The 25,011-nt window shown below is 40.9% G+C and carries 25 protein-coding genes; 8 read left to right on the top strand and 17 right to left on the bottom strand.

Translation table 11 applies throughout. The features are described from left to right. The first annotated feature begins 3 nt into the window (after positions 1 to 3). The gene (locus EV194_RS03825) at positions 4 to 756 is read left to right on the top strand and encodes a zinc ribbon domain-containing protein (protein WP_132432323.1); all 753 of its coding nucleotides are present in this window, start codon (positions 4 to 6) and stop codon (positions 754 to 756) included. A gap of 81 nt (positions 757 to 837) precedes the next feature. Here EV194_RS03825 and EV194_RS03820 read toward each other — a convergent pair whose 3' ends face one another. From EV194_RS03820 to recR, 6 genes are all read right to left on the bottom strand, one after another. Further along, positions 838 to 1,650 carry a TPM domain-containing protein gene (locus tag EV194_RS03820; RefSeq protein WP_132432321.1) on the bottom strand — a complete coding sequence of 271 codons (813 nt, stop codon included), beginning with the start codon at positions 1,648 to 1,650 and terminating at the stop codon, positions 838 to 840. 12 nt (positions 1,651 to 1,662) lie between these two features. Further along, positions 1,663 to 2,097 (bottom strand): TPM domain-containing protein, encoded by a 435-nt coding sequence (locus EV194_RS03815; RefSeq protein ID WP_079556362.1) that lies wholly within the window; start codon positions 2,095 to 2,097, stop codon positions 1,663 to 1,665. A gap of 9 nt (positions 2,098 to 2,106) precedes the next feature. Beyond that, a complete protein-coding gene (locus EV194_RS03810; protein WP_132432319.1) occupies positions 2,107 to 2,685 on the bottom strand; it encodes a LemA family protein in 579 nt (192 codons plus the stop codon). Positions 2,686 to 2,861: 176 nt separating this feature from the next. Continuing rightward, the gene (locus EV194_RS03805; RefSeq protein ID WP_132432317.1) at positions 2,862 to 3,296 is read right to left on the bottom strand and encodes a BT0820 family HAD-type phosphatase; all 435 of its coding nucleotides are present in this window, start codon (positions 3,294 to 3,296) and stop codon (positions 2,862 to 2,864) included. Further along, complete coding sequence (locus EV194_RS03800; protein WP_132432315.1) at positions 3,293 to 3,751, bottom strand: hypothetical protein; 459 nt, start codon at positions 3,749 to 3,751, stop codon at positions 3,293 to 3,295. The genes EV194_RS03805 and EV194_RS03800 overlap by 4 nt, the downstream gene beginning before the upstream one ends. Positions 3,752 to 3,990: 239 nt before the next feature. Next, positions 3,991 to 4,611: a recombination mediator RecR gene (gene recR / locus EV194_RS03795; RefSeq protein ID WP_132432313.1), complete on the bottom strand. Its 621-nt coding sequence runs from the start codon at positions 4,609 to 4,611 to the stop codon at positions 3,991 to 3,993. Between the two features lie 122 nt (positions 4,612 to 4,733). On the opposite strand from recR, the gene EV194_RS03790 reads away from it, so the two are divergent. Further along, positions 4,734 to 6,191: a sodium:solute symporter gene (locus tag EV194_RS03790; RefSeq protein WP_132432311.1), complete on the top strand. Its 1,458-nt coding sequence runs from the start codon at positions 4,734 to 4,736 to the stop codon at positions 6,189 to 6,191. A 55-nt stretch (positions 6,192 to 6,246) separates the two neighbouring features. On the opposite strand, the gene EV194_RS03785 is transcribed toward EV194_RS03790, so the two are convergent. Beyond that, complete coding sequence (locus EV194_RS03785; RefSeq protein WP_132432309.1) at positions 6,247 to 7,218, bottom strand: M23 family metallopeptidase; 972 nt, start codon at positions 7,216 to 7,218, stop codon at positions 6,247 to 6,249. A 367-nt stretch (positions 7,219 to 7,585) separates the two neighbouring features. On the opposite strand from EV194_RS03785, the gene alaS reads away from it, so the two are divergent. Together alaS and EV194_RS03775 are read left to right on the top strand one after the other, a co-directional pair. Then, complete coding sequence (gene alaS / locus EV194_RS03780) at positions 7,586 to 10,219, top strand: alanine--tRNA ligase (RefSeq protein WP_132432307.1); 2,634 nt, start codon at positions 7,586 to 7,588, stop codon at positions 10,217 to 10,219. 137 nt (positions 10,220 to 10,356) lie between these two features. Continuing rightward, positions 10,357 to 10,536, top strand: a complete 180-nt coding sequence (locus EV194_RS03775) for a hypothetical protein (RefSeq protein ID WP_132432305.1) — start codon at positions 10,357 to 10,359, stop codon at positions 10,534 to 10,536. Positions 10,537 to 10,635: 99 nt separating this feature from the next. On the opposite strand, the gene EV194_RS03770 is transcribed toward EV194_RS03775, so the two are convergent. The 7 genes from EV194_RS03770 to EV194_RS03740 all read right to left on the bottom strand — a co-directional run bounded on the left by EV194_RS03770 (position 10,636) and on the right by EV194_RS03740 (position 17,676). Further along, a complete protein-coding gene (locus EV194_RS03770; protein WP_132432303.1) occupies positions 10,636 to 11,619 on the bottom strand; it encodes an FAD:protein FMN transferase in 984 nt (327 codons plus the stop codon). A gap of 182 nt (positions 11,620 to 11,801) precedes the next feature. Next, positions 11,802 to 13,064, bottom strand: coding sequence for an NADH:ubiquinone reductase (Na(+)-transporting) subunit F (gene nqrF, locus EV194_RS03765; RefSeq protein ID WP_132432301.1), 1,263 nt, complete (start codon positions 13,062 to 13,064; stop codon positions 11,802 to 11,804). A 26-nt stretch (positions 13,065 to 13,090) separates the two neighbouring features. Beyond that, on the bottom strand, positions 13,091 to 13,705 hold the full coding sequence (gene nqrE, locus EV194_RS03760; RefSeq protein ID WP_132432299.1) for an NADH:ubiquinone reductase (Na(+)-transporting) subunit E: 615 nt from the start codon (positions 13,703 to 13,705) through the stop codon (positions 13,091 to 13,093). A gap of 26 nt (positions 13,706 to 13,731) precedes the next feature. Next, positions 13,732 to 14,394: an NADH:ubiquinone reductase (Na(+)-transporting) subunit D gene (locus tag EV194_RS03755; RefSeq protein ID WP_079556373.1), complete on the bottom strand. Its 663-nt coding sequence runs from the start codon at positions 14,392 to 14,394 to the stop codon at positions 13,732 to 13,734. Continuing rightward, the gene (gene nqrC, locus EV194_RS03750) at positions 14,387 to 15,106 is read right to left on the bottom strand and encodes an NADH:ubiquinone reductase (Na(+)-transporting) subunit C (RefSeq protein WP_132432297.1); all 720 of its coding nucleotides are present in this window, start codon (positions 15,104 to 15,106) and stop codon (positions 14,387 to 14,389) included. The genes EV194_RS03755 and nqrC overlap by 8 nt, the downstream gene beginning before the upstream one ends. A gap of 13 nt (positions 15,107 to 15,119) precedes the next feature. Then, on the bottom strand, positions 15,120 to 16,277 hold the full coding sequence (locus tag EV194_RS03745; protein WP_132432295.1) for an NADH:ubiquinone reductase (Na(+)-transporting) subunit B: 1,158 nt from the start codon (positions 16,275 to 16,277) through the stop codon (positions 15,120 to 15,122). Positions 16,278 to 16,326: 49 nt separating this feature from the next. Beyond that, positions 16,327 to 17,676, bottom strand: a complete 1,350-nt coding sequence (locus tag EV194_RS03740; RefSeq protein ID WP_132432293.1) for a Na(+)-translocating NADH-quinone reductase subunit A — start codon at positions 17,674 to 17,676, stop codon at positions 16,327 to 16,329. Positions 17,677 to 17,766: 90 nt separating this feature from the next. Here EV194_RS03740 and EV194_RS03735 point away from each other — a divergent pair, with 90 nt between their 5' ends. The 4 genes from EV194_RS03735 (at position 17,767) to EV194_RS03720 (ending at position 21,662) form a co-directional block, all read left to right on the top strand. Continuing rightward, entirely contained in the window at positions 17,767 to 19,140 is a 1,374-nt protein-coding gene (locus tag EV194_RS03735; protein WP_132432291.1) for a type IX secretion system plug protein, read from the top strand. 107 nt (positions 19,141 to 19,247) lie between these two features. Then, a complete protein-coding gene (gene pruA, locus EV194_RS03730; RefSeq protein WP_132432289.1) occupies positions 19,248 to 20,879 on the top strand; it encodes an L-glutamate gamma-semialdehyde dehydrogenase in 1,632 nt (543 codons plus the stop codon). Between the two features lie 37 nt (positions 20,880 to 20,916). Then, a complete protein-coding gene (locus tag EV194_RS03725; protein ID WP_132432287.1) occupies positions 20,917 to 21,225 on the top strand; it encodes an FtsB family cell division protein in 309 nt (102 codons plus the stop codon). A 119-nt stretch (positions 21,226 to 21,344) separates the two neighbouring features. Further along, the gene (locus EV194_RS03720) at positions 21,345 to 21,662 is read left to right on the top strand and encodes a hypothetical protein (RefSeq protein WP_132432285.1); all 318 of its coding nucleotides are present in this window, start codon (positions 21,345 to 21,347) and stop codon (positions 21,660 to 21,662) included. 59 nt (positions 21,663 to 21,721) lie between these two features. Here EV194_RS03720 and EV194_RS03715 read toward each other — a convergent pair whose 3' ends face one another. The 3 genes from EV194_RS03715 to EV194_RS03705 form a co-directional block, all read right to left on the bottom strand. Next, positions 21,722 to 23,014: a glycosyltransferase gene (locus EV194_RS03715; protein WP_132432283.1), complete on the bottom strand. Its 1,293-nt coding sequence runs from the start codon at positions 23,012 to 23,014 to the stop codon at positions 21,722 to 21,724. Positions 23,015 to 23,092: 78 nt separating this feature from the next. After that, the gene (locus EV194_RS03710) at positions 23,093 to 23,707 is read right to left on the bottom strand and encodes an OmpH family outer membrane protein (RefSeq protein WP_243699320.1); all 615 of its coding nucleotides are present in this window, start codon (positions 23,705 to 23,707) and stop codon (positions 23,093 to 23,095) included. Between the two features lie 220 nt (positions 23,708 to 23,927). Further along, positions 23,928 to 24,980, bottom strand: a complete 1,053-nt coding sequence (locus tag EV194_RS03705; protein WP_132432281.1) for a PorP/SprF family type IX secretion system membrane protein — start codon at positions 24,978 to 24,980, stop codon at positions 23,928 to 23,930. Positions 24,981 to 25,011 lie beyond the last annotated feature (31 nt).

The raw sequence follows: 25,011 nt of genomic DNA, 5'->3' as shown, positions 1-25,011 counted from the left end.
AGAATGGCAACAATGGATTCAAAAACCAGTGCAAATGAAGTCCCTGTAGAAGAAAGACTTCGCGCACTACACGATTTACAAAAAGTCGTTTCAGAAATTGATAAAATCAGAACCCTGAGGGGAGAACTTCCTTTGGAAGTTCAGGATTTAGAAGATGAAATAGAGGGTTTAGAGACCCGCATAAAGAACCTGGAAGCTGAAGTAAAGAGCCTTAATGATGGTATTCTGACCAAAAAGAATGAAATTAAGGATGCAGGTTTACTCATTAAAAAATATGAGGCGCAACAATCAAATGTTCGCAATAACCGCGAATATGATTCTCTTACTAAAGAGATAGAATTCCAAACTCTGGAAATTGAGCTTTGCGAAAAGCGCATTAAAGAGTTCACTGTTGAAATGAAAGCCAAATCGGAGTTGGTAGATGCTTCAAAAAAGCAGATGGAAGAGCGCCAATCTGACTTGACTGCTAAAAAAGCAGAATTGGATGAGATTGTTTCAGAGACTCAAAACGAAGAGGAGCGCCTGAGAACAAAATCGAAAGAAATTGAGACCCGAATTGACGACCGCCTATTAACTGCATTTAAACGTATTCGTAAAAATGCACGCAACGGGTTGGCCGTTGTTACCGTAGCGAGGGATGCTTGTGGTGGTTGTTTCAACAAAATTCCACCTCAGCGTCAGTTGGACATTCAGATTAGAAAGAAAATCATTGTATGTGAATATTGCGGACGCATCCTTGTGGACGACCAATTGTAATCCATACATTACTTAAAAATAAGAGAGGTGTAAATCTAAGATTTACACCTCTTTGTTTTATATCAAAAGAATTATTTCACATCACCAGCTTCCCCCGGCACCTCCGCCGCCAAAGCGGCCTCCTCCGAACCCTCCAAAACCACCTCCGGATCCGGGGCTAAAACTACCCCGGCCTGAGCTAAAATTGCCCCACTGCCCGCTGTGTCTTCGCGAACCGGAGCCCAGCATCGACATGATTACCCAAAATGGCACATCATGCCCCAAAGAAGACTGTCTTGTTCGTCTTGCTCTTGATATGACCATGAACATCACAATAATTATAACCAACCCAACCACGCCACCAACAGCCTCTTCTCGGCTTCCGGTTCTGGACATGTAGGCATCGGCAGTGTATTCATCTCTGGTTAAATCCATGATTACATTCAATCCGGCAATTAACCCGGTGTAATAGTCTTCGTTTCTAAAATGAGGAATCATTTCATTATCAACCACCCTTCGAGCCACTGCATCAGGAATGACTCCTTCCAAACCATAACCAACGGCGATATAGGCACGGCCTCTCTCATTTCCGATGCGAGGCTTTACCAATATCAAAAGACCATTATCTGAACCTGCCTGCCCTATCCCCCATTGATCTGCCACCCGAAAGGCATAATCTCCTGCATCATAACCACCCAGATCAGATACGATTACAACAGCTACCTGGGTACTGGTCTCTCTGGCAAACTGAACCAAACTATTTTCCAGATTATTTCTGGAACCTTCCGGCAAAACACCTGCAAAATCATTCACCAAACGGGCTGGAACCGGCCTTTCCGGTATGGGATTCGCCAAAAGATCAGTAAATCCAATAAAACACAGAACAATTAAAATACACCTTAAACTTTTATTCATATTCATCAAATATCATTTACCAAAAGAAATTTCATCAGGAAGTTCGTTCACATCATCGCTCTGGTATGGAAAATGCGACTTTAGCTTCTCACCTGCCCTAAGAATACCGCACTCCAATCCCCCGGCAAAGTCACTTTGTTTAAAATACTCTGTCATCTTTTCTTTGATGCACTCCCAAAAATCATCCTCCACAACGGCATTTATACCCGCATCACCCAAAATAGCAAATTGGTGATCCTTAACAGCTAAATAAAACAACACTCCGTTGCGAAGTTCGGTCTTATGCATTTTGAGCTTTTCGAAAAGGTAAGCTGCCCTGTCCATCAACTCTTCCGGACAATGATTCTCAATATGTACACGAATTTCTCCCGAGGTATTTAATTCAGCCTGCTTAACAGCAGCAACAATCCTCTCTTTATCCTCACTACTAAATAGTTTCTCTGCCATATCTAAACTCTAAAATTCCACTTGTGGAGCCTGATGTGCACCTCTGTCGGCCTCAAAATAGGGTTTGCGCTCGAATGAAAAAATCGATGCAACCATCCGTTGCGGAAAACGCCTGATGTATGCATTATATTGCCTGGTAGCTTCATTGAATCTGTTTCTCTCCACAGCGATACGGTTCTCTGTACCCTCTAGCTGAGCCTGCAAATCTCTGAAATTCTCATTGGCTTTCAGATCAGGATATCGCTCTACAACCACCATCAACCTCGACAGAGCCGATGAGAGATTTTCCTGAGCTTCCTGAAACTGACGCATTGAAGCATCGTTCATCATTTCAGGTGATAAATGAACACCAGTTGCTCTGCTTCTGGCGTCGATGACTGCTTCAAGGGTTTCGCGCTCATGACTAGCGTATCCTCTTACGGTAGCAACCAAATTAGGGATTAAATCGGCACGTCGCTGGTAAACATTCTCCACTTGTGCCCATTGAGCATCCACAGCTTCGCTGTAATCAACCATCTTATTATAGCCACAACTGCTCAATATGGGAATCATAATGATGGCAGCAATAATCAATCTTATATTCTTCATTGTCTTGTTTTTAATTCTCACTTATTAAGTTTCTGTTATGAATTGGCTTTTTATATTTTCAATTACCAGTGTCAAACTAAATCTTAATTATCTCACGCTCACACGCTAACCAAATTCGCCAACTTTATAATTGACTTGGCATCAGCCTGATGCGATTATACACATGCTCATCTCAATTATTCTCGCCCCAGAATGTAGCGGATAAACCCACCCAGAGTACGCCGGCGAGCCTTTTCATAGTTCTGCCTGAATTCAGCATGTTCATCGGTGCTCACATTTGGGTTTATCATCTGATATATCTCCCCCCAACCCGGGAACCCCCCAATATTTCTGTCGTCGATAAACAAGTCGGCATGAACTTTACGGCTCTGATCTTCTTCGATGACCTCTCCCGGATAGCTACAATTCACCGCATAAAACTCAACCCCGTGTTTCCTGCAATACTCTACTGCTTCTTCCAGTAATTTACCACCCCGATATGTCCAGAGAATTAAATGATGTCCATCTCTTTGAAGAGCCTTGAGCGTTTCAAAGGCAAAAAACTTCTTTTTACCAATTTCGGGATAGCGGTGATCGACAATGGTTCCATCAAAATCTACAGCGATTATCATAAAGAGTCCTCTTCGTTTTTTACTTCCAATTCGTTAATAATACGCTCTTTAATAGGAATATTAAGCAAAAAAGCCACAAAAAGCAACGCGAAGATCATAATAAATGCAAAATCGCCCGACACCAAATATCCAATTAATGAGATAATACCTAATGCTTCGAAAGTCACTATTTTAATAAAAAAGCTGTTTCTATATTGCTTTATACGATCGTTCATAGCCATATCTGCCGGCAACTTCTTTATCTTTTTATTGTGAAATATAAAACCGGCAGGAATTCCACCCAATGCCAGAATAATAATCAACGACTTAAGAGTTTCCACATCCTGTAACGACCAGTCCAAAGCTCCGCTAACCATGGAACCAACCGATACGGCAATAAATGCAAACACCAAAAGTGCTACAAAAACAAACCAATAGAATAATAATATCTGTTTAAGGTAATTTGGTTTTTCCATGCTTTGTGCTTTTAATAATAATCTATATTAGATGACTTTAAAGAATTTTATTTTGACCTACCTAACCTGCATTATTCACAAATTATCCATTACGATGCTCAACTACCTGCTAAATCTGGACGTCCTCAATAAAATTGCTTTGAAAATAATATATTATTCCCTTCATCAATTTTCTTTGCGGTTGTCCATATTTATTGGTATTTGATCATCTCATTACGACAATTCATGAATAAAGCAGGCTAAAGAGTTTTTTCAAATGGCATTCGATTAATCAAGGATCGTCCCAGAGTTACCTCGTCTGCATATTCCAGCTCATCCCCAATAGAAACGCCACGTGCAATGGTGGTCATCTCAATACTGTGGGGAGCCAGCTTTCTATAAATAAAAAAGTTTGTTGTATCTCCCTCCATGGTGGTGCTCAGAGCAAAAATAACCTCCTTTACTTCACCTGATTTAACTTTCTCCACAAGCGGCTCAATGGTCAAATCATCCGGACCAATGCCATCCATAGGCGAGATAACCCCACCCAACACGTGATAAATACCGGTATACTGCTGGGTATTTTCAATGGCCATTACATCACGAATACTTTCCACCACACAAACCAACGAACGGTCGCGTTTGGGAGAAGCACATATTTCACAAATTTCGGAATCTGATATATTGTAACAAACCTTACAATGCTGAATCTCTTCCCTGAGCTCCCTGATGGCTGAGGTGAAACGAGTTACATCATCAACCTCCTGCTTAAGCACAAACAGCGCCAATCTGAGCGCTGTTTTTCTTCCTATTCCCGGTAAACGGGCAAACTCATTAACAGCACTCTCCAGCAACCTTGACGGATATCGGGAGTTGTTCATTAAAGATAATATTAAATTGTTCTCACATCAATTTTTCGAAGTCCAAAGGTAATAAAAATTAGAGGTAACATGCTGAAGTTTTTTGCCGGAACCGGCAAAAAGCTTTTCTTTGCTATAAAAAAATGAACCCGATACTTACAGGCTCGCTTATTGGAGGATATCTTCTCATTCTCCTTTTTGTTTCGTGGATTACGGGCAGAAAAGCCGACAATGCCACTTTTTTTCTCGGAAACCGGCAGTCGCCATGGTTTATTGTGGCCATTGGGATGGTTGGAGCGTCTCTTTCAGGTGTTACATTTGTCTCTGTTCCGGGATGGGTAGCCACACAGCAGTTCAACTATCTTCAAATGGTTACCGGATTTGTTGCAGGTTATATTTTTATAGCCAACATACTGCTACCACTTTATTACCGGTTGAACCTCACATCCATTTACACCTATCTGAACAACAGGTTTGGGACTCATTCGTACAAATCGGGCTCCATTCTTTTTATAATTTCAAAGCTCACAGGCGCCTCTGCCAGGTTATACCTTATGGCCGGAGTACTTCAACTGGCCATCTCAGACCCTTTGAACATCCCGTTTTACCAAACGGTGATGGTTACCATTGGATTAATCTGGCTTTATACATTTAAAGGGGGCATAAAAACCATTATTTGGACTGATGCCTTGCAAACTCTGTTAATGCTATCTGCTGTAGGCATAACCATTTATTATATTGGCAGTGAGCTTGGGCTCGGTTTTCGGGAAATGGTTTATACCATTTCCAAAAGTGAATACTCTACTATTCTGAATACAGATTGGGCCTCATCACGTCATTTTCTTAAACAATTTTTCTCAGGTGCATTTATCACCATTGTGATGACCGGGTTGGATCAGGATATGATGCAGAAGAACCTTTCATGTAAAAACATCAGAGATGCCAAGAAAAACATGTATTGGTATGGCATTGCATTTTTGCCTGTAAACCTACTTTTTTTAAGCCTGGGAGCTTTGCTGTACATCTATATCAACGAAGCGGGAATTCCTTTACCAGACAGAGCCGATGATCTATATCCCATGCTTGCCATGGGTGGATATTTGCCAATGGCTGCCGGATTATTCTTTATATTAGGCTTAGTGGCTGCAGCATACTCCAGTGCCGATTCGGCACTGGCATCTTTAACCACTGTATTCTCCCTCGACATCCTGAAAATTGATGCGATGCAGCCAAAAAAAGCCAAAACTTACCGGGTTTTGGTTCATTTTGGTTTTACGATTATAACAGCGCTCATCATCCTGATTTTCCGTGCTCTCAATCAAGACAGCATCATCAATCTGGTTTACGTGCTGGCCGGATACACTTATGGCCCATTGCTTGGATTATATGCTTTCGGCCTATTTACAAAATACCGAATAAAAGACAAACTTGTAGTATTTGCTGCAATATTGCCTCCGGTAATCACCGGAATAATCGATTTTAATGCTGAAAAGTGGTTTGGCTTTTCACTGGGGTATGAAAAATTGATTTTGAATGGTTTTCTGACCTTCGTTATTTTATGGTTGATCAGAATTGTTGAAACAGGAAAAACCAACGCATAAAAAAACCATCTTGCATCCGCAAGATGGTTTGATAGAGAATCTATTCATTTACTTTCTAGTCAAAAGTTCTGTTACTGTTAGATGCAATTCGGATCATCTCTTCATATTGTTCTGGCGTTAAATCCTGAAAGAAGTAATGAGTAGGATCTACTGCACGTCCTTTAATCCTTACTTCATAGTGAAGGTGTGGCGCTGTTGATTTCCCTGTATTCCCAACAAAACCAATCACATCTCCGCGGTTAACCCTTTGTCCTACCCTCACGTTGAATTCATCGAGGTGGGCATAAAGTGTAGAATAACCAAATCCATGGTCGATTTCAATATGCTTTCCGTAGCCAATAGCAGAGTTTCTTACCATAGTGATTACGCCATCACCCGTTGCATAAATCTCAGTTCCGGTAGGCGCTGAGAAGTCAATCCCTTCATGAAAACGACGTGTTTTATAAATGGGGTCAATCCTCCATCCAAAACCTGACGCTGTACGACGTAAATCCCGGTTAGAAACTGGTTGGATAGCTGGGATACATCGCAACATCTCCTCTTTTCTCTCCGTAAGGTCGATTATTTCGTCAAAAGATTTGGATTGTACGTATAATTGCTTCATGATAACATCCAGTTTCTGAGCAGTATTCACAACCAGACTGGCATTGTCAAGATCTTCCAGGTAGCGATAACGATTTACACCACCAAATCCTGCTCTCCGTACTGAATTTGGTATGGAATCGGCCTGAAAAATCACCCGGTAAACATTTTCATCACGCTGTTGTATGTCGTCAAGCACCACCTGAACCTGCGACAACTTATCCCTCATGATTTCGTACTGAGCCAACATTCTGGAGTTCTCCCTCTCGAGCCTTATTTCTCTGGGACTATCAATCAGATAGACATAGGCAAAGAAATAAACCAGACCCATCAGGGCACCAAAGAACGAAAATGTAAATACTCTGGAAAGATAATATCTGAATCCGGTTTCAATCTTATCGTAACTTAATGTTTCCGGATTATATCTGTACTTAACTTTTGACATACGTAGATTATTTTGCTGCTAAAATAGAAAAATTTGTTAATATTCAACCAAAATTGGTTGAATAATCTATTTTTGTGCATTACTTTTTAAAAAACAGAATGTTTTCCGATTACTTTTTTGCAATTTTGCGGTGATGGAAGAGTGTGAGGTGTTTAGCTAAAATCAATTGATTTGTTTTTGCTGTTTGGCTTCTGACGAAGCAGAACTGAGGTTTATTATAGTTTTCATTAATTCTGCACCCACTTGCTTTACATAACCGCAATCTCACAAAACAAAAAACCATCGGCATCTCTGGTTTATACACACACAAAAAAAAAAGGTTGCTTTTTTTTGATAAACAAAATTTAAAAAACATTACAATAATCCTATGACAGCATCGGAAATCAGGAGTAGCTTTCTAACTTTCTTTGAAACAAAACAGCATAAAATCGTTGATTCAGCACCTATGGTGGTGAAAGATGACCCGACTCTTATGTTTACCAACGCAGGCATGAACCAGTTCAAAGATATTTTTCTGGGAAATGCGCCTGCCAAATTCCCCAGAGTTGCCAATTCGCAAAAGTGTCTGCGTGTATCGGGTAAACATAACGATCTGGAAGAGGTAGGTCACGACACCTATCATCATACCATGTTTGAAATGTTGGGCAACTGGTCGTTTGGAGACTATTTTAAAAAAGAGGCCATTGACTGGGCATGGGAGTACCTGACAGAAGTACTCAAAATTGATAAAAACTGTTTATATGTTTCTATTTTTGAAGGAGATGCAAAAGATGGCATAGAGAGAGATGAGGAAGCATTGGAGTACTGGAAGAAACATGTGCCTGAGAACCGGATCATCAATGGAAATAAAAAGGATAACTTTTGGGAAATGGGCGATACTGGTCCTTGCGGACCATGCTCGGAAATCCATGTGGACCTAAGAAGCAGCGATGCAAAAGAGCAGGTGCCGGGAGAAAATCTGGTGAATAAAGATCATCCTGAAGTGATTGAAGTATGGAACCTTGTATTTATTCAGTATAACCGCAAAGCCGATGGTTCTCTGGTTGCACTACCACAAAAGCATGTGGATACAGGCATGGGATTTGAAAGACTGTGCCGTGTGATACAAGGGAAAATGTCAAACTATGATACCGACGTTTTTCAGCCTGTCATTCAAAAGATATCATCCATCTCAGGCATTAAATATGGCAGTTCTCCGGAATCGGATATCGCCATGCGCGTAATTGCCGATCACATTCGTACCATCACTTTTGCGATCACCGATGGACAACTACCATCGAACAACAAAGCCGGATATGTGATCCGCAGGATTTTAAGAAGAGCTGTACGGTATGCATATACTTTCCTGGATTTGAAAAAACCTTTTATGGGAGAGTTGCTGCCGGAGTTGATCGCAACCATGGGAACAGCTTACCCCGAATTGGAAAACCGGAAAGATCTGATTCAAAAAGTGATTAAAGAAGAGGAAGACTCATTTCTCAGAACACTTTCAACCGGAATCACACTGTTGGATAAAATTATTAAGGACACCCTGAACAATGAATATAAAGTGGTGGATGGCAAAGTGGCTTTTGAACTTTATGATACCTTCGGATTCCCCCTTGACCTAACGGAGCTTATTCTTAAGGAAAATGGGCTCGTGGTGAACAGGAAAGAGTTTGAAACTGAAATGGAGGCGCAAAAAACCAGAGCCAGAAATGCAGCAGCTGTGGAAACTGACGATTGGGTTGTTTTAACCGACGACGATAAGGAAGAGTTCATTGGTTACGATTTTCTTGAATCGGACATCCAACTGGTAAAGTACCGCAAAGTTAAATCAAAAAACAAGGAACTATACCAACTTGTATTCAACATCACGCCTTTTTATGCTGAAAGTGGCGGTCAGGTTGGCGACTGCGGATTTATTGAAAACAGTGAAGAACGCATTCCCATTATTGATACAAAACGTGAAAACAATCTGATTATCCACATCGCGCCCAAACTCCCAAAAGATTTAAATGCCACATTTAAAGCGCAGGTTGATTTGGATAAACGGCGTATGACTGCCAGTCATCACTCCGCAACTCACCTTCTGCACAAAGCACTCAGAGAGATCCTGGGCGCGCATGTTGAGCAAAAAGGATCGTTGGTAAATCCCGACTATCTGCGATTTGACTTTTCTCATTTTCAGAAATTGAGCGATGAAGAGATCAATGCCATTGAAAAGTTTGTCAATCGCGAAATCAGAAAAAACCTCCCCCTTGAAGAGCACAGGGAACTTCCGGTTTCCAAGGCCAAAGAGATGGGTGCCATGGCACTTTTTGGAGAAAAATATGGTGATGTGGTGCGAACCATTGGCTTTGGCGATTCTCTTGAACTTTGCGGCGGCACCCACGTTGATGCCACAGGTCGTATTGGATTTTTTCGCATCATTAGTGAGTCTTCCATTGCAGCAGGAATACGACGTATTGAAGCAGTGGTAGCCGACAAAGCTGAGGAGTTGATCAATCAACAGGCAGACACACTCAAAGATCTGGGATCGCTGTTTAAGAATCAATTCCACATTCAAAAAAATGTGGAAAACCTGATCAGTGAGAATGCTGCGCTTAACAAAGAATTAAATGCCTTAAAACAGAGCATCATTCAAAATGAGATATCCCAATTCATCAGCCATGCTGAAACCATTGGAGAGGTAAAATTGATTGGAGCCAGAGTTAAGCCCATGCTGGCAGGAAACCTGAAAGACATCGCTTTTAGTCTTAGAACAGCATGCGATGGAAACATGATTGCAGTTTTAGGAGTAGCTGCTGAAGATAAGGCTCAACTCACTGTTATCATGTCAGAGGAATTATCAAAAGAAAAAAGTCTCAATGCCGTTGAAATCATTAAAAGTGTCTCTCAGGAGATAAAAGGCGGCGGTGGCGGACAACCATTCTTTGCCACCGCAGGCGGCAAAAATCCTGATGGAATAGACTCTGCACTTGCAAAAGCCATCAAACTAATAAAAGAGAAGTTGCAGTAACCCTGCAACCTCTCCCTATTTCAAATGTGAAAAAAGCATAAATTTATTTCGGACTATTGTATCCGAAATAAACCTTTCTTACATTTGTGTCATCAAGGTGATTTGATTGTTTGTTGATACTCACGAAAATTCGCGTTATGACACAGTTTTTAGTTATTCTCGCTTTATCCATCTTTTTCATATGTCTGGCGCTAGCAGGGTTGGCACTAAAAACGCTTTTGAAAAAAGGCGAACACCAATTGTCAACCTGTAGCGGATCAGGCGCAGGAAATTCCTGTGGTTGTGGAACACAAAACTCCTGCGTTAGTGAGGCCTGAAGAAAATCCGCTATGAATTAAAAAAGGTTGTTTCGATGAATCGAAACAACCTTTTTTAATTTACGTCCCTGTGGCAGATTCTCCTGCTTTAAATCTTAATTATCTAAGAAACTGATGAAACCCTGAGCTGTATATCACCTCATATTCTCCATCCGAATCGATGATAAAACAAGCTTCAACATCAGTAATTCCCTCTACAAGCTCTATGCTCTCCTCCAAACCAATGACCATACAGGCCGTAGCGTAAGCATCTGCCAGCATGCTACTTGGAGCAATGATGGTTGCGCTCAACAAATTATGTGATACTGGATAACCGGTTCTGGGATCAATGGTGTGTGCGTACTTTTTGCCATCGCGAATATAGAAATTCCGATAATTCCCACTTGTAGCAAGAGCCTCTCCAGAAAGATGCACAATCAGCTCGGTTTTACGCTCCAAAACTAACGGATCGTCGATTGGTCTATCTATACCTATCCGCCAAAAGTTTCCCTGAGGATTATGGCCTCTTGTGGCAACCTCCCCTCCTATCTCAACCATATAATTTTTTACTCCCAGCGAAGTCAGATGAGAAGCTACTACATCTACTCCATATCCTTTGGCAATGGCTCCCCCGTCTAGCATAACCCCGGGAATCTTTTTAACCACTTTTCCATCTATGATGTCTATATGATGCATGCCAACAAATTGCAAAAGGGAATCGATCAATTCAGAGGTTACATCGGCCATTTTCTGAAACCCGAAACCCCAGGCATTTACAAGCGGGGCAACAGTCATATCAAATGCTCCGTTGGTTTGGTCAGTGACCATTTGGGCTGTTCTAAATACCTTTTTAAAGAAAGGATCGGGAACAACTCCTTCTTCACATCGATTGATGCGGCTAATAATGGAAGTACTGTCATAAGTTGATAGAGAACGGTTAAATGAATCCAGCAAAGAACGGATTTCATTATGATGATCTTCGGAACTTTCGTATACGATCCGATAAGAAGTTCCAAAAATACGACCTCCGTTAACATGATATTCTTTCTCAGGCTCACAAGCGAAAAAGAGAACAGAGGTGATAACAAAGAAGAGTATTCTCATATTCAATTGATAGATGATATAATTTAAATAATAGACTTTTAGACATAAGATCATAGAATGCGAGATGCAAGACAAGCATTGAAAGGATTGTCTCAAGCACGAAACTTCAGAATCAATTAAAAAACAGATTTTAGTCTGATAAAAAATGCAGATGTTTTCACATCTGCATTTTAATATTTTGGTTACGATCCGAAATCGTCAAATGCAACCATTTCATCGGGAACACCAAGATCATATAACATTTTTGTAACCGCCGCATTCATCATCGGGGGTCCGCAAATATAAAATTCTATATCTTCGGGTTCTTCATGGTTCATCAAATAATTATCCTGTATTACCTGATGAATAAACCCTACTGATCCTTCCCAATTATCTTCAGGCATTGGCTCTGAAAGAGCTATGGTAAATTTGAAATTTGGAAACTCCTTTTCGATTGCTCTGAAATGTTCCTCGTAGAAAATCTCCTTTTTGGAACGGGCTCCATACCAAAACGTTACTTTACGACCTGATTTCAGAGTATGGAACAGGTGGAAAATATGCGATCGCATGGGAGCCATTCCGGCTCCACCACCAATAAACATCATTTCCCTGTCAGTCTCTTTTATAAAAAACTCTCCGTAAGGGCCGGAAATAGTTACTTTATCACCTGGTTTTCGGGAGAATATGTAAGATGAACATATACCAGGATTTACTTTCATAAATCCACCATTTACACGGTCGAATGGAGGAGTTGCAATCCGAATATTGAGCATTACAATGTTGCCCTCGGCCGGATGATTAGCCATTGAATAAGCACGGAACGTTGGTTCCGGATTTTTCATTTTAAGGTCAAACATTTTAAACTTCTCCCACTCTTCCCTAAATTTCTCACCAACTTCAATATCCTTAAAATCGACCTCAATCTTAGGTACATCAATCTGAATGTATCCACCCGATTTAAAATCGAGATTTTCTCCTTCAGGAAGTTTTACTACAAACTCCTTGATGTATGTTGCAACACTGTCGTTGGACACCACTTCACAATCCCACTTCTTAATCCCAAGAATTTCATGAGGAATCTCCATCTTTATATCTTCCCGAACCTTAATCTGACACGCCAATCTCCAGTTGTTCATCTGCTCTTTACGGGTAAAGAAACCCGTCTCGGTAGGCAAAATACCTCCTGCTCCATCACCAACCTGGCAACGGCACATGGCACATGTTCCGCCACCACCACATGCTGAAGGCAAAAAGATTTTATTGTTTCCTAAGGCGGTAAGCAACGTTTGCCCCGGCTCTACAGTGAGGGCTTTTTCCCCGTCATTGATATCAATGGTTACTGTTCCTGAGGGCGTCAACTTCTTTTTGGCATACAGCAGTACTGAAACCAGAAGCAACACCAGCAGAAGGAAAATAACCACACTGGCTATAATGACTGATCCTTGAATAGCAAGTAAAACGCTCATTATTTTAAATTTTTATCTGATACTTGTTACAGTTTAATTCCCATGAAACTCATAAACGCGATGCCCATTAACCCGGTCACAATAAAAGTAATACCAAGGCCCCTTAAAGGTGCGGGAACATTCGAGTAACGAATCTTTTCACGTATAGCGGCGATACCAACAATGGCCAACAACCAGCCTACACCAGAGCCCAACCCAAAGACTGTGGCTTCTCCAATATTTGCATAAGCGCGCTCTTGCATGAATAGTGAACCTCCCAGAATGGCACAGTTAACCGCGATCAAGGGAAGAAAAATCCCCAAAGATGTATAAAGAGTTGGTGAAAACTTTTCGATGATCATTTCCACAAGTTGAACCATGGATGCAATGACAGCAATAAACATGATAAAACTGAGGAATCGCAGATCAACGGTTTCAAAACCTGAACCGAGCCAGCTCAATGCGCCTTCTTGCAAAACATAGTTTTCCAACAGGTAGTTCACAGGAACAGTTATTCCCAGAACAAATATCACGGCAACACCTAAGCCGAAGGAGGTTTTTACGGTTTTTGACACCGCCAGATAAGAACACATGCCAAGGAAGTAGGCAAAAACCATGTTCTCAATAAAAATAGCTTTGACAAATATATTCAGTAATTCCATTTTTTTAGACTTAAAATGTTACCAGATTAATGCGACTCAATCAATGATTTATCACGGCTGCGCTGAATCCAGATAATGATTCCCACTACCACCAATGCCATTGGAGGAAGTATCATAAATCCGTTGTTTACATAGCCAAGATCATAAAATGCCTGGGGAATTACCTGAAAAGTTCCAAACCCGGGGAACGATAACGTTCCCGATCCAAACAGTTCGCGTACAAAACCAACAATGATCAATATGATTCCGTATCCGGCGGCATTTCCTGCACCATCAAGAATGGACGGCCATGCTTTATTACCAAGGGCAAATGCTTCGAGCCGTCCCATGATGATACAGTTGGTAATAATCAGTCCAACAAAAACAGAGAGCTGACGACTCACATCGTAAGCATATGCTTTAAGAATCTGATCAACCAGAATTACCAGGGAGGCCACAACTACCAGCTGAACAATGATCCGGATTCTGGAAGGAATGGTATTTCTCAACAACGAAATAATCAAATTGGCAAATACCATTACAAAGACAACCGAAAGAGACATCACTATGGATGGTTCCAGCTTGGCCGTTACAGCCAGTGCTGAACATATCCCTAATACCTGAATGGTGATAGGGTTTTGTGGTCCGATTGGGGTCGTAATCAGCTTAAGATTTTTAGCTGAGAATAAAGGTTCTTTATCGCTACTCATAACTCTCCCTTTCTATATTTTTTAAGAATTGCTCGTATCCAGAAAAGTAATTTCTCAACATATTTGCCAGCCCATCACTTGTAATGGTACCACCTGAAACTGCATCAACAGCATGGGGATCACCAGGACGAGCCCCACCTTTTACCACATCTACACTCACAAGTTCTCCGGCCTCATTAAAAACTCTCTTTCCCCTAAACTGATTTTGAAAAGAATCACTGTCTATTTCTGCACCCAATCCCGGTGTTTCAGATTGGTGACTGAAAGTGGCTCCAAAAATGGTCGTTCCGTCATCCTCAATGGAAACATAGCCCCAAATTGGACCCCATAAACCGTTGCCCCTCATCTGAAGGACATATTTCAATTCTCCGTTGTCCAGACGAACTTCATACACCGGAAAAAATCTCTCTTCCAATGGCTTGCGCATCTCCCTTGCCATATCTATATCTATGGCTTCTTCTCCGGAAACACGATTTCCCTGAAAATCGACAACATATGTGTTTTCACCGATGTAACGATTGAAAACGTCCACTGCATCGCGATTGGTGCTTGAAATATTCACAGACTGGAGAATATCTATTTTCTTTGCCACCAGCTCATTTCTAACCTGCCGGGGTCTGAGCCCCTGGGAAACAAGAGCCAGAATGGTTGCTACAATGATTACCATTGCAGCAGCATACAAAAATGTATATGTATTTCCCTGTTTATCCATTTTCTCTCTATTTTTATGCTTTAACTACTGCCCTTTTTAATCTCCGTTTGATATTGGCCTGAACAACAAAGTGGTCAATTAACGGAGCAAATGTATTCATCAGCAGAATGGCCAGCATCATACCTTCAGGGTATGCAGGGTTGAACACTCTGATCATTATCGCAAATACACCAATCAAAAATCCGTAAATCCATTTGCCTTGTTCGGTACGTGTTGCAGAAACTGGGTCGGTGGCCATAAATACTGCACCAAATGCAAAACCTCCCAATACAAGGTGGTGATGAGCTTCAACCTGCATTAAAGGATTTAATCCAATCAGGTTAAAAACCAAAGCCATCAGGTAACCACCGACAAAAACCGACAACATCACCTTCCAGCTTCCCACTCCCGTTATAATTAGAAACATCGCTCCTAAAAGAATGGCAAGTGTAGATGTTTCTCCGATAGAACCTGGAATAAAGCCGAGGAAACTGTCCATAAAGGAGAAATTAGAGATATTCCCCTCAACGGCTGCTGCCAAAGCAGTAGCTCCTGAAAATCCATCAGGAAGGTTTTCCATGCTGCCCAATCCTGATATCCATACAATATCGCCCGACATTTGTGCCGGATAGGCAAAAAACAAGAATGCCCGAGCCAGCAAAGCAGGGTTCCAGATGTTCATTCCGGTACCTCCAAAAACTTCCTTTCCAATAATAATGGCAAAGGCAGTAGCGATGGCTACCATCCAAAGCGGTGTGTCAATTGGAATAATCAGCGGAATTAACATCCCCGACACCAAAACACCTTCATTCACTTCGTGTTTGCGCATCTGAGCAAAGCCAAACTCAAGTCCTAAGGCTGTTGCATACGAAACCACCAAAATTGGTACCACTCGTAACACTCCATGAAGGATGTTATCTAAAAATGATGCTGATTCACCCAATGCAAGATGATGCTGATAGCCTGTATTCCAAATCCCAAATACCAAAGCCGGAACCATAGCGAAAACCACCATCATCATGGTGCGTTTAAGATCTATGGCATCACGTACATGAACCCCGTTTTTATTGGTCCTATCGGGGACAAAAAGCAATGTCTCAAATGCGTCATAAGTTGAATGAAGCATTTCAAATCGTCCCCCCTTCGAAACATGGGGTTTGATATTATCTAATAGTTTTCTTAATGCCTTCATTAGAAATTATTTTGATTTTCTTTGTCCTGTAACATAATCATTGAAAATATCAACCAAGTTCCTTTATCATTAGATCAATGCCTTTGCGCAATATGGACTGAATCTCAATTTTAGAGGTATCAACAAATTCGCTAAGAGCTAAATCTTCTTCTACCACCTCATAAATCCCCAATTGCTCCATTTTATCAATGTCTTCAATCATGATGGCCTTAATAAGGAACTCTGCGAGAATGTCCATAGGCAAAACCGAATCATATTGTCCTGAAATAACAATGGCACGCTCTCCACCCTTCGTATTGGCGTCAATTCGATACTCTTTGTTAGGACGCAACCAGCTGAAAAATGTACGAGAAGTACTAAACTTTTCTAAACCGGGAAGAATCCATCCCAAAAATTCATGCTTATCGCCTTCAGGAATGACAGTAACCTGGGAATGATTAAAACCTATATAACCATCTTCTTCAATGTGATCGCCGGTAAGAACGTTTCCGCTGATAATTCTCAACTTCTCATCATTTATCAAATTATCCTTGATGAGTCCGGAAACTGATGCCCCCATGCGATAGCGGTAATAAGAAGGTTTTACAACCTCTGATCCGGTAAGTGCTATTACTCTGGAAAAATCATGCTTGCCTTTAAGAAACAGGCGTCCAATGGAGACAATGGCTTGTGGTTGAATCACCCATACTTTTTCTCCTTTATTAATAGGAATTGTATGGTGTATCTGAACACCAACATTACCTGCCGGATGTGGCCCGTCAAAACTGTGTATCTGAACACCCTTTAAGTTAGTAAATACTTTTGATGCCGATGAGCTGCTGATTCCTACATGGACTTCAGGCGCCAGCTTTTTCAGAACTTCAAAACCAGTGGTCAATTCATCTTCCTGCCCGGTAAGAACAAAATCCATATCGGGAGCTAATGGAGCTGAATCAAAGCCTGATACAAAAATGGCTTTTGGAGTATCTGCCGGATTGGCAATCACATCGTAAGGACGCTGACGCAGATACGGCCAGGCTCCGCTCTCAAGAAGCTTTTCAACGATGGACGCTCGTTCGGATTTTGATGGATCGGCTGCACCAAAATCAATAAAGTCATCCTGCCCGTCATTCTCTACAATAACTTCGAGAATCCTCCTGCGCTCTCCCCTGTTGACGCTTTTTAAACGCCCGCTAACGGGAGAAACGAACTTAACTTCAGGATGATACTTATCGTAAAAAAGAACTGAACCAATTTTTACCGCATCTCCCTCCTTTACTACCATTTTGGGAACTATCCCGTGAAAGTCGGTGGGCTTTACAGCAAATAAACCGGGCAATTGTGCTTGTCCGAAAACCTTTTCGGATTTCCCTTTTAAAGGAATATCAAGCCCTTTTTTTATTTTTATCACCTCAGACATATTTGAAATGTATTTTTTTTAATTTGATGGCAAAATTACATAAAATAATAAGTAATACATAGTATATTGCAACATAGAAACCATTTCATTATGAGCACAAAAAAAACATACAAAAAAGTCCTAAATCGCTATAATTGTTTCAGGCTGAACTATTACAGATTTTTTTCTTTAAAGAAAAATCGAAAAACGATTTTTCTTTTTGGTATTTTTAACATTTTCATCCTGTCAAACATCTGCTCTGAACCCCTTAAAGAATACATTTCCTCTTCAATAAAAACAGTACAATTTCATCGAAACGAATGGCCTCTATCCTACCCAATCATCAGGCTAAACAGTGAACAACAACTGTTACTATCTTTCGATGAATTAGGGAGCAGCACAAAAAACTTTCAGTACACCATTGTTTTATGCGATGCCGATTGGAATATTTCTGACCTGATGGTTACAGAATACATTTCAGGATCGCCCATAAATCCCATCATCGATTATTCATTCTCGTTTAATACCACCATTGATTACATACATTACCGATTAAAATTTCCCAATGAAGACATACGGCCACTTCGATCGGGTAATTACATGCTGATGGTTTTTGAGGACTACGATCAGAATAACCCTGTATTAAAGAAAAAGTTCATGATTTCTGAGCCAATGGTTAACATCGTCCCAAGAATAAGAAATACAGCCAGTTCATCCATCCGCGCCTCTCATCATGAAATAAACTTTGAGGTTCACCACCCCGGCTTTACCATCAGAAATCCAATGGATGAAATATCGGCAACCATTATTCAGAATGGGCGAAAAGACAACCGCATTCAAGGGCTCAGACCACAGTTTGTCCGTAACGATTTATTAGACTTTAACTATAACCGGGAAACCATGATGGAAGGAGGTAACGAGTTTCGTTACCTCGATATTCGAAGCTATCGGTTTTACTCCGATAAAATTGAGGAAATTGTGTTTCTCGACCCCTTTTATCACGTACGATTATTTGCCGATCTACCCCGAAACCCATCATCTTATCAATACAGACAGGATTTAAACGGGCGCTATTACATTGAGGTTCAAGAGCGAAGCAATGCCGATCTGGAAGCAGACTATATGTTTGTACATTTCAGGCTGCGGGTGAATCAACCACAACTATCACAAAGGGTATATCTCAACGGAGCACTTACAAACTGGGAACTGAATGAAAGTTCGCAAATGCATTATAATCCAACCAACAATGCTTATGAATTATCTTTACTGCTGAAGCAGGGATATTACAACTACCACTATCTGGTAGTTGAAGAGGGAGAAAAAACAGGAAAGCTGTTTCCTATGGAAAACAGCTTTCAACAAACAGAAAATGATTATCTCATATTAATATATTACAAGGGGCTTACCGACAGAGTACACAGACTCATTGGAGCTGAAACATTTAATTCAACACTTCCGCAACCAAGAAGCAGACCGGGCCACTGAAAACATTATCCACATGATAATTGGCATGGAAATTTATCTAAAGAATTTGTAACTTAACGGTTAGTTGCAATACTCATTTAGATAAAAACATTATAAAACCGATCTCTATGTCAAAAGGATTCTTTAAAATTCCAACAGCCAAAAATGAGCCGGTACTAAACTACTTACCCGGATCACCCGAAAGAGCAGCACTAAAAGAACAGATGGCACAATATAAATCATCAGAAATGGACATACCCATGTTCATTGGAGGTGAAGAGGTGCGCTCCGGAAATACCGTAAGAATATTCCCGCCTCATGATATCAAACACACTTTAGGCCACTACCATGCAGGAGACGAGACACACGTTTACCGTGCCATTGACGCAGCCCTGAATGCAAAAGAGGGTTGGGAAGCACTGAACTGGGAGGAGCGGGCAGCCATATTCTTGAAAGCGGCCGATTTAATATCCGGGCCATACCGCCAAAAGCTAAACGCTGCAACCATGTTGGGCCAATCAAAAAATGTATACCAGGCTGAAATCGATGCAGCATGCGAAATGGCAGATTTTCTGAGATTCAATGTGCATTACATGACAGCCATTTACAATGATCAACCTGCCTCAGCCCCTGGGATATGGAACCGCATGGAGTATCGTCCACTGGAAGGATTCGTGTTTGCATTAACCCCATTCAATTTTACATCCATTGCCGGGAACCTGCCTTCGGCTCCGGCCATGATGGGCAATGTGGTGATTTGGAAACCATCAAAAACAGCCATCTATTCTGCACATATCCTCATGGAACTGTTTCGGGAAGCCGGTCTCCCGGACGGTGTCATTAACCTGATATTTGCTCCCGGCCCGGTGGTGGCAAGAGCCGTTTTTGATCACCCTGATTTTGCAGGCTTCCATTTTACCGGCTCTACCGGGGTGTTTCAGGATATTTGGAAAACCATTGGTAACAACATACATAAATATAAATCTTACCCCAGAATAGTTGGCGAAACAGGTGGAAAGGATTTTATCATCGCACATAAAAGCTGTGATGCACGGGCAGTTGCCACGGCACTGATTAGAGGTGCGTTTGAGTATCAGGGACAAAAATGCTCTGCCGTTTCAAGAGCTTATCTGCCATCCGGCAGATGGGATGAGATATTAAGTTACCTTCAAAAAGATATGAAGGAGATTAAAATGGGATCTCCCGAGGATTTTAGAAATTTCATGAATGCAGTGATTGATGAGCCTTCATTTGACAAACTTTCTTCTGAGATTGACGCTGCTAAAAACCATCCTGACACGAAAGTAATCTTTGGAGGAAACTACGATAAAACCCATGGGTATTTTATTGAGCCCACCATCATACTTACCACCAATCCATCCTACAAAACAATGGAGGAGGAGCTTTTTGGCCCAATTTTAACCATTTATGTGTATGATGACTCAAAACTTGATGAAACCCTGAATGTTCTGGACAAAACATCTATTTATGCACTAACCGGCGCCGTTTTTGCAAATGATCGGGCAATCATTCAAAAAATAACAAAGAGGTTATCCAACGCAGCCGGCAATTTCTATGTAAATGACAAACCAACCGGTGCGGTGGTTGGTCAGCAGCCATTTGGCGGCGCACGTGGTTCAGGAACCAATGATAAAGCCGGTTCAATGCTTAATATGTTGCGATGGGTTTCCCCAAGAACCATAAAAGAGAACTTCGTGCCTCCTGTTGATTTCAAGTATCCGTTTATGATGGAAGAGTAAAACAAAACCATTACATTTGTAATGGAAATAATCCATTATGAAGTATCTCAAAAAATATATGCATATTCTGCTCCCGCTATTACGTAATAAATACGTAATAGCGGGTCTGGTATTCATTATATGGATTGGCTTTTTTGACCAAAACAACATCGTTGACCGGGTTTCGTTGGCAAAGAGAATCAGTGAACTCAATAAACAGAAAGAGCATTACCAAAACGAAATAAAAAGCAATAGGGAAAGGATGGACGAACTGCAAAGCAGTCACGAAAATCTGGAAAAATTTGCGCGTGAGCAATATCTCATGAAAAAACCTGATGAAGAACTTTTTATTATTAAAGAGAGATAGAGAAGGGCTGATCATTGGGCAAATACCTCTTTCTATACGAATGTAAAAAAGAGGGTAAAAACATTCAAACCACCTTCTAAACAAGACTTAAACAGACAAACTACAATCAAACACAAAACATGGGATTAAACAAACTTCTAAGCACGCTCTACTACATCGGAATGGTGACGCTTTTAGCCGGCATTATACTTCATATCGCAGAATCATCAACCGGGATGTATCTCTATGCGTTAGGATTACTTCCTGTTTTGGGCATCAGGGTATATAATTTGATGATCGGACGCCTGGAGAACAGAAGAAAACACGGAATTTTAGTAATAAGTGCAATTATGCTTACGTTGGCGGGAGCAGCCATGTTCACCGGAAGAAGTTATTGGGTTCTTTTCCTGGCCATTTCAGCGGTTCTGGATTTATATATCAGTTTTAGGAGGTTTTAGGGTTTAGGGTTTATAGTTTGTTGTTGAGGGTTAATGACTTACACATCAATTCAAAACCATCAACTCCCAATTCCCATTCCCTTCTCAAGTTTTCGAAAATACTCCAACAACTCTTTTTCAAACATAAACTCATCTACTGAGTGTCCCTGTTTTTCAAGCAAGGCTAAAGAAGCATTAAAAACAGGCATTTTCTCAAAAAAATGCTCATGAGTATAGTTCAAATATTTAACCATCTTAAAGGCGTTAAATACTTCAAAGAATCGCTTGCTGAAAACATCAACGGAAGAGCAATCCTTTTTAATAACCTGAAGATCGCTGAGCACTGAATAATTTAGCAGGAAACTGCGAACCGGTCCGGAAAACTCATAACTCCACTCTTCCAATTTGTTAGGACTAAGATTATAATACTCGTTTTTCCGTTCGAAAAACAATTTTATATCCTCAAAAGCTTGTATATGATAGGTTTTTCCGATATTCACTGATCCATCCACATGGGAAGTGATGGCAGCTCCAGTTCCAAAAATCACTCTGTCGGAAGGTCGGGGCGACGGATAAACGGCGGTTGTATTGAGATCTCCAAATCCGCCTAGTGGAATTAACTTTTGCAGAAAATAGAAATCTTCTCCGGCCTGTTTTTTTGGCATGCCACCTATTTTTGCATAAGCCACAGCCCTTAAGGCCATCGCGGATCCCATGGTATGAAACGAATATGGAAAGCCTGCATACCTGTGAGCTTGCAAATAATAACGAAGATGAAGTTCGTAAAGAGTAATCCCTTCATAAACCTCATCGGAGAAATCATGACCACTTAATGGATGTTCAAAATAGATGGAAGCTCCTGTATTACTAGGTTCAGTAAACCAGTCCCGAATGGCCACAAAATAATTTGGGGAAACAGTAGTATCTGCATCCAAAGTTACAATAACACCGTGCGGATCCTCAGCATTCAAAAAGCAGTAGGCAGCAGCATCCATTCCAATTTTACGTGCAAATCCGGCTCCAAAATGCTTTTTGGGTAAAGCATACTCCTCCATGATGAACAAATGCATCCAACTGGGAAACCTATTCTGGTAATTAGCTCGAATAAACTCTGCCGATGTTTTCTGGTCTCTCACCACTTCAGGAGAGTCATATTCTGATGCATTAAATACCAAAACAACTCCAACCTCACACTCAGGATTGTCGCATTTCATAATGGATTCCAAAGATTCATTGATCCAGTCCTGTTCTCTATAAACAGGAATAACCACCATAAGGCCGCCCTTTTTTTTCCACTCGGAGTGAAAATCACACAGCATCGGGTGCTTTCGGATGTATTTTTCCAAAATGGTAAAATCAGTTTTCTTAGGCATTATGAGTCTCCTGTTAAAAAAAAGCCGGGTACCGTTTAAACGGTACCCGACAGATATCTTATTAGAACATTAATTAGTTTAGTTACCAGCTGCTCTGTACCGTTTATTCAACATCTCAACAACATCTTTGGTTATGTCATAAACAGGTTCAGCATATAAGATATTATCTCCCATGGTATTGCTTATAACCATACGATAAGATCTTTTTTCAGAGAACTCTGAAAGGAAGTTCGTGATGGTATCCCTGAGTTGCTGATTCATCTGATCCTGATGGCGCATCAACTCATTGGATAAGCGTGTATTAAGCTCCTGCAACTCCACCTCCTTCTGACGAAGTCGGCGCTCTTCATTTTGAGCCCTCTCTAAAGATAAAAAACCATTGTTTTGAAGTTTTCTCTGAAACTCCATCATATCTTCCTGAAAAACTCTTGCTCTGGAATTAAAGTCAGTTCTGGAAGACTCCTCTCTTCTTAAAAGATCTTCGCTTAGCTTCCGCGCAAATTCGTAATTAATAATCAGGGAATCGGTATTTATATATACAATCCCATGATCTGATGTTTCCCTCATTCCCGGTTTTTTCTCCTCCTCAGAATGAGTACGTCCGTTTGATAGAACAACAACATACAATGCAGCCACGGCCACAAGTAAAACAACATTTACAATAACAGATATTTTTTTCATATTTTCTGCCATGATTATTACTCTGTTTAATTTAACGGGAACAAATATAACTTTTAAGTAAGATAAAAAAACTGTTAAGCACTCTTTTTTTTACAATTAAGCAGAAATAAAGTAGTTTTATCGTGTTAATTTACACTGGTTGAGATGTAAAGCACACATATTAAGAGAACAACTTCAAAAACCGGTCCAACTCGCAACGCTATATTACCCTGTATTACAACACATAACAAAACTAAAACAGAGATCTGCGCTGCGGCCTATTACTTGATGATGAAGATCCCCATCCATGTGCAGGTTCACTACATGGTATAGGCCCAATAGGGCGTGTGATGATTGGGCCACGATTAAACCTGTAAATCAGTGAAAACTCATTACTTCCACCACTGTATCCTGTGAGACCACTTATGGTCATGTCGTAGGAATATGCAAAGTGAATCGTTCCAACATTCACGCCAAGACTAAATATCAATGCATCGTTGTTTGACAGGTTTTCAGTACTAATTCCTGGAATTCCGCGATACCATAAACCTACTTCAATGGGATAAGTATTCCAATAAACACCTAAATCAAGTTGTTGAAAAGATTGCTGATTACGATACATAAATGCAAAACTTGCACTCTGTTCGTTATATCCAAGTCCCGATGGTCTATAGACCCATCGGGCTCCTCCATAAACAACTGTTTTAACAGGAATGGTAGATTCAACATCTGTAAAACCGATGTTGTTTTTCACGAGGTTGTCCACAGTAAAACCTAGCCAAAAATCCTGACTATAAACCATGGCGGAGGCTGTTGCATCCAATTTTCTAAACTGATCGACCGGAAATTCGGCGTTGATCCAGGGAAAAACCTCACCATCAGGGCCCACCTGCGTGAGTCGTGAAGGGTCAATCTTTCTTTCGGAATACTTAAACTGTAATCCCGGGCGGACAAAAAGGTATCGGTTGATTGCTAATTCATAAGCGTACACCACCCCAAGATTCTGCGTAACAAGCTGGCCCCCACCCTGGTCATCACGAAGGAATAGTATTCCAACACCGCTGTTATAATTACTCAAATACTCATCATATGAAAATGAATAAGAACGAAAAGTGTTGGACACGCCTGGCCACTGGTCACGATAGTTTAAAATAACTCTCCCTCCACTGGTAAATCCGGCAAATGACGGACTCAGATACAAAGGTGCTGAATACACCTGCGAGAATGAAACATCCTGTGCACTGAGCTTAACGGCATTAGCCATTAATAAAAATACAAATATTATATGCAAAAACCTTTTCACCATCTTACAACTTTAAATCAGTCTATTAAAAACC

It is taken from the genome of Natronoflexus pectinivorans, assembly GCF_004345615.1.
Classification (GTDB): Bacteria; Bacteroidota; Bacteroidia; order Bacteroidales; family Marinilabiliaceae; genus Natronoflexus; species Natronoflexus pectinivorans.
Note: the sequence above shows the minus strand (reverse complement) of the source record. Positions and strands in the feature narration are given on the sequence as shown.

Coding starts and splice junctions, on each gene's coding strand:
- recR (WP_132432313.1), bottom strand. CDS start 4,611: ATGAACAACTCCCGATATCCGTCAAGGTTGCTGGAGAGTGCTGTTAAT.
- EV194_RS03710 (WP_243699320.1), bottom strand. CDS start 23,707: ATGGCAGAAAATATGAAAAAAATATCTGTTATTGTAAATGTTGTTTTA.
- EV194_RS03775 (WP_132432305.1), top strand. CDS start 10,357: ATGACACAGTTTTTAGTTATTCTCGCTTTATCCATCTTTTTCATATGT.
- alaS (WP_132432307.1), top strand. CDS start 7,586: ATGACAGCATCGGAAATCAGGAGTAGCTTTCTAACTTTCTTTGAAACA.
- nqrF (WP_132432301.1), bottom strand. CDS start 13,064: ATGAGCGTTTTACTTGCTATTCAAGGATCAGTCATTATAGCCAGTGTG.
- EV194_RS03725 (WP_132432287.1), top strand. CDS start 20,917: ATGAAGTATCTCAAAAAATATATGCATATTCTGCTCCCGCTATTACGT.
- EV194_RS03740 (WP_132432293.1), bottom strand. CDS start 17,676: ATGTCTGAGGTGATAAAAATAAAAAAAGGGCTTGATATTCCTTTAAAA.
- EV194_RS03825 (WP_132432323.1), top strand. CDS start 4: ATGGCAACAATGGATTCAAAAACCAGTGCAAATGAAGTCCCTGTAGAA.
- EV194_RS03745 (WP_132432295.1), bottom strand. CDS start 16,277: ATGAAGGCATTAAGAAAACTATTAGATAATATCAAACCCCATGTTTCG.
- EV194_RS03720 (WP_132432285.1), top strand. CDS start 21,345: ATGGGATTAAACAAACTTCTAAGCACGCTCTACTACATCGGAATGGTG.
- EV194_RS03800 (WP_132432315.1), bottom strand. CDS start 3,751: ATGGAAAAACCAAATTACCTTAAACAGATATTATTATTCTATTGGTTT.
- EV194_RS03790 (WP_132432311.1), top strand. CDS start 4,734: ATGAACCCGATACTTACAGGCTCGCTTATTGGAGGATATCTTCTCATT.
- EV194_RS03810 (WP_132432319.1), bottom strand. CDS start 2,685: ATGAAGAATATAAGATTGATTATTGCTGCCATCATTATGATTCCCATA.
- nqrC (WP_132432297.1), bottom strand. CDS start 15,106: ATGGATAAACAGGGAAATACATATACATTTTTGTATGCTGCTGCAATG.
- EV194_RS03805 (WP_132432317.1), bottom strand. CDS start 3,296: ATGATAATCGCTGTAGATTTTGATGGAACCATTGTCGATCACCGCTAT.
- EV194_RS03770 (WP_132432303.1), bottom strand. CDS start 11,619: ATGAGAATACTCTTCTTTGTTATCACCTCTGTTCTCTTTTTCGCTTGT.
- EV194_RS03735 (WP_132432291.1), top strand. CDS start 17,767: ATGAGCACAAAAAAAACATACAAAAAAGTCCTAAATCGCTATAATTGT.
- pruA (WP_132432289.1), top strand. CDS start 19,248: ATGTCAAAAGGATTCTTTAAAATTCCAACAGCCAAAAATGAGCCGGTA.
- EV194_RS03705 (WP_132432281.1), bottom strand. CDS start 24,980: ATGGTGAAAAGGTTTTTGCATATAATATTTGTATTTTTATTAATGGCT.
- EV194_RS03820 (WP_132432321.1), bottom strand. CDS start 1,650: ATGAATAAAAGTTTAAGGTGTATTTTAATTGTTCTGTGTTTTATTGGA.
- EV194_RS03785 (WP_132432309.1), bottom strand. CDS start 7,218: ATGTCAAAAGTTAAGTACAGATATAATCCGGAAACATTAAGTTACGAT.
- EV194_RS03815 (WP_079556362.1), bottom strand. CDS start 2,097: ATGGCAGAGAAACTATTTAGTAGTGAGGATAAAGAGAGGATTGTTGCT.
- nqrE (WP_132432299.1), bottom strand. CDS start 13,705: ATGGAATTACTGAATATATTTGTCAAAGCTATTTTTATTGAGAACATG.
- EV194_RS03755 (WP_079556373.1), bottom strand. CDS start 14,394: ATGAGTAGCGATAAAGAACCTTTATTCTCAGCTAAAAATCTTAAGCTG.
- EV194_RS03715 (WP_132432283.1), bottom strand. CDS start 23,014: ATGCCTAAGAAAACTGATTTTACCATTTTGGAAAAATACATCCGAAAG.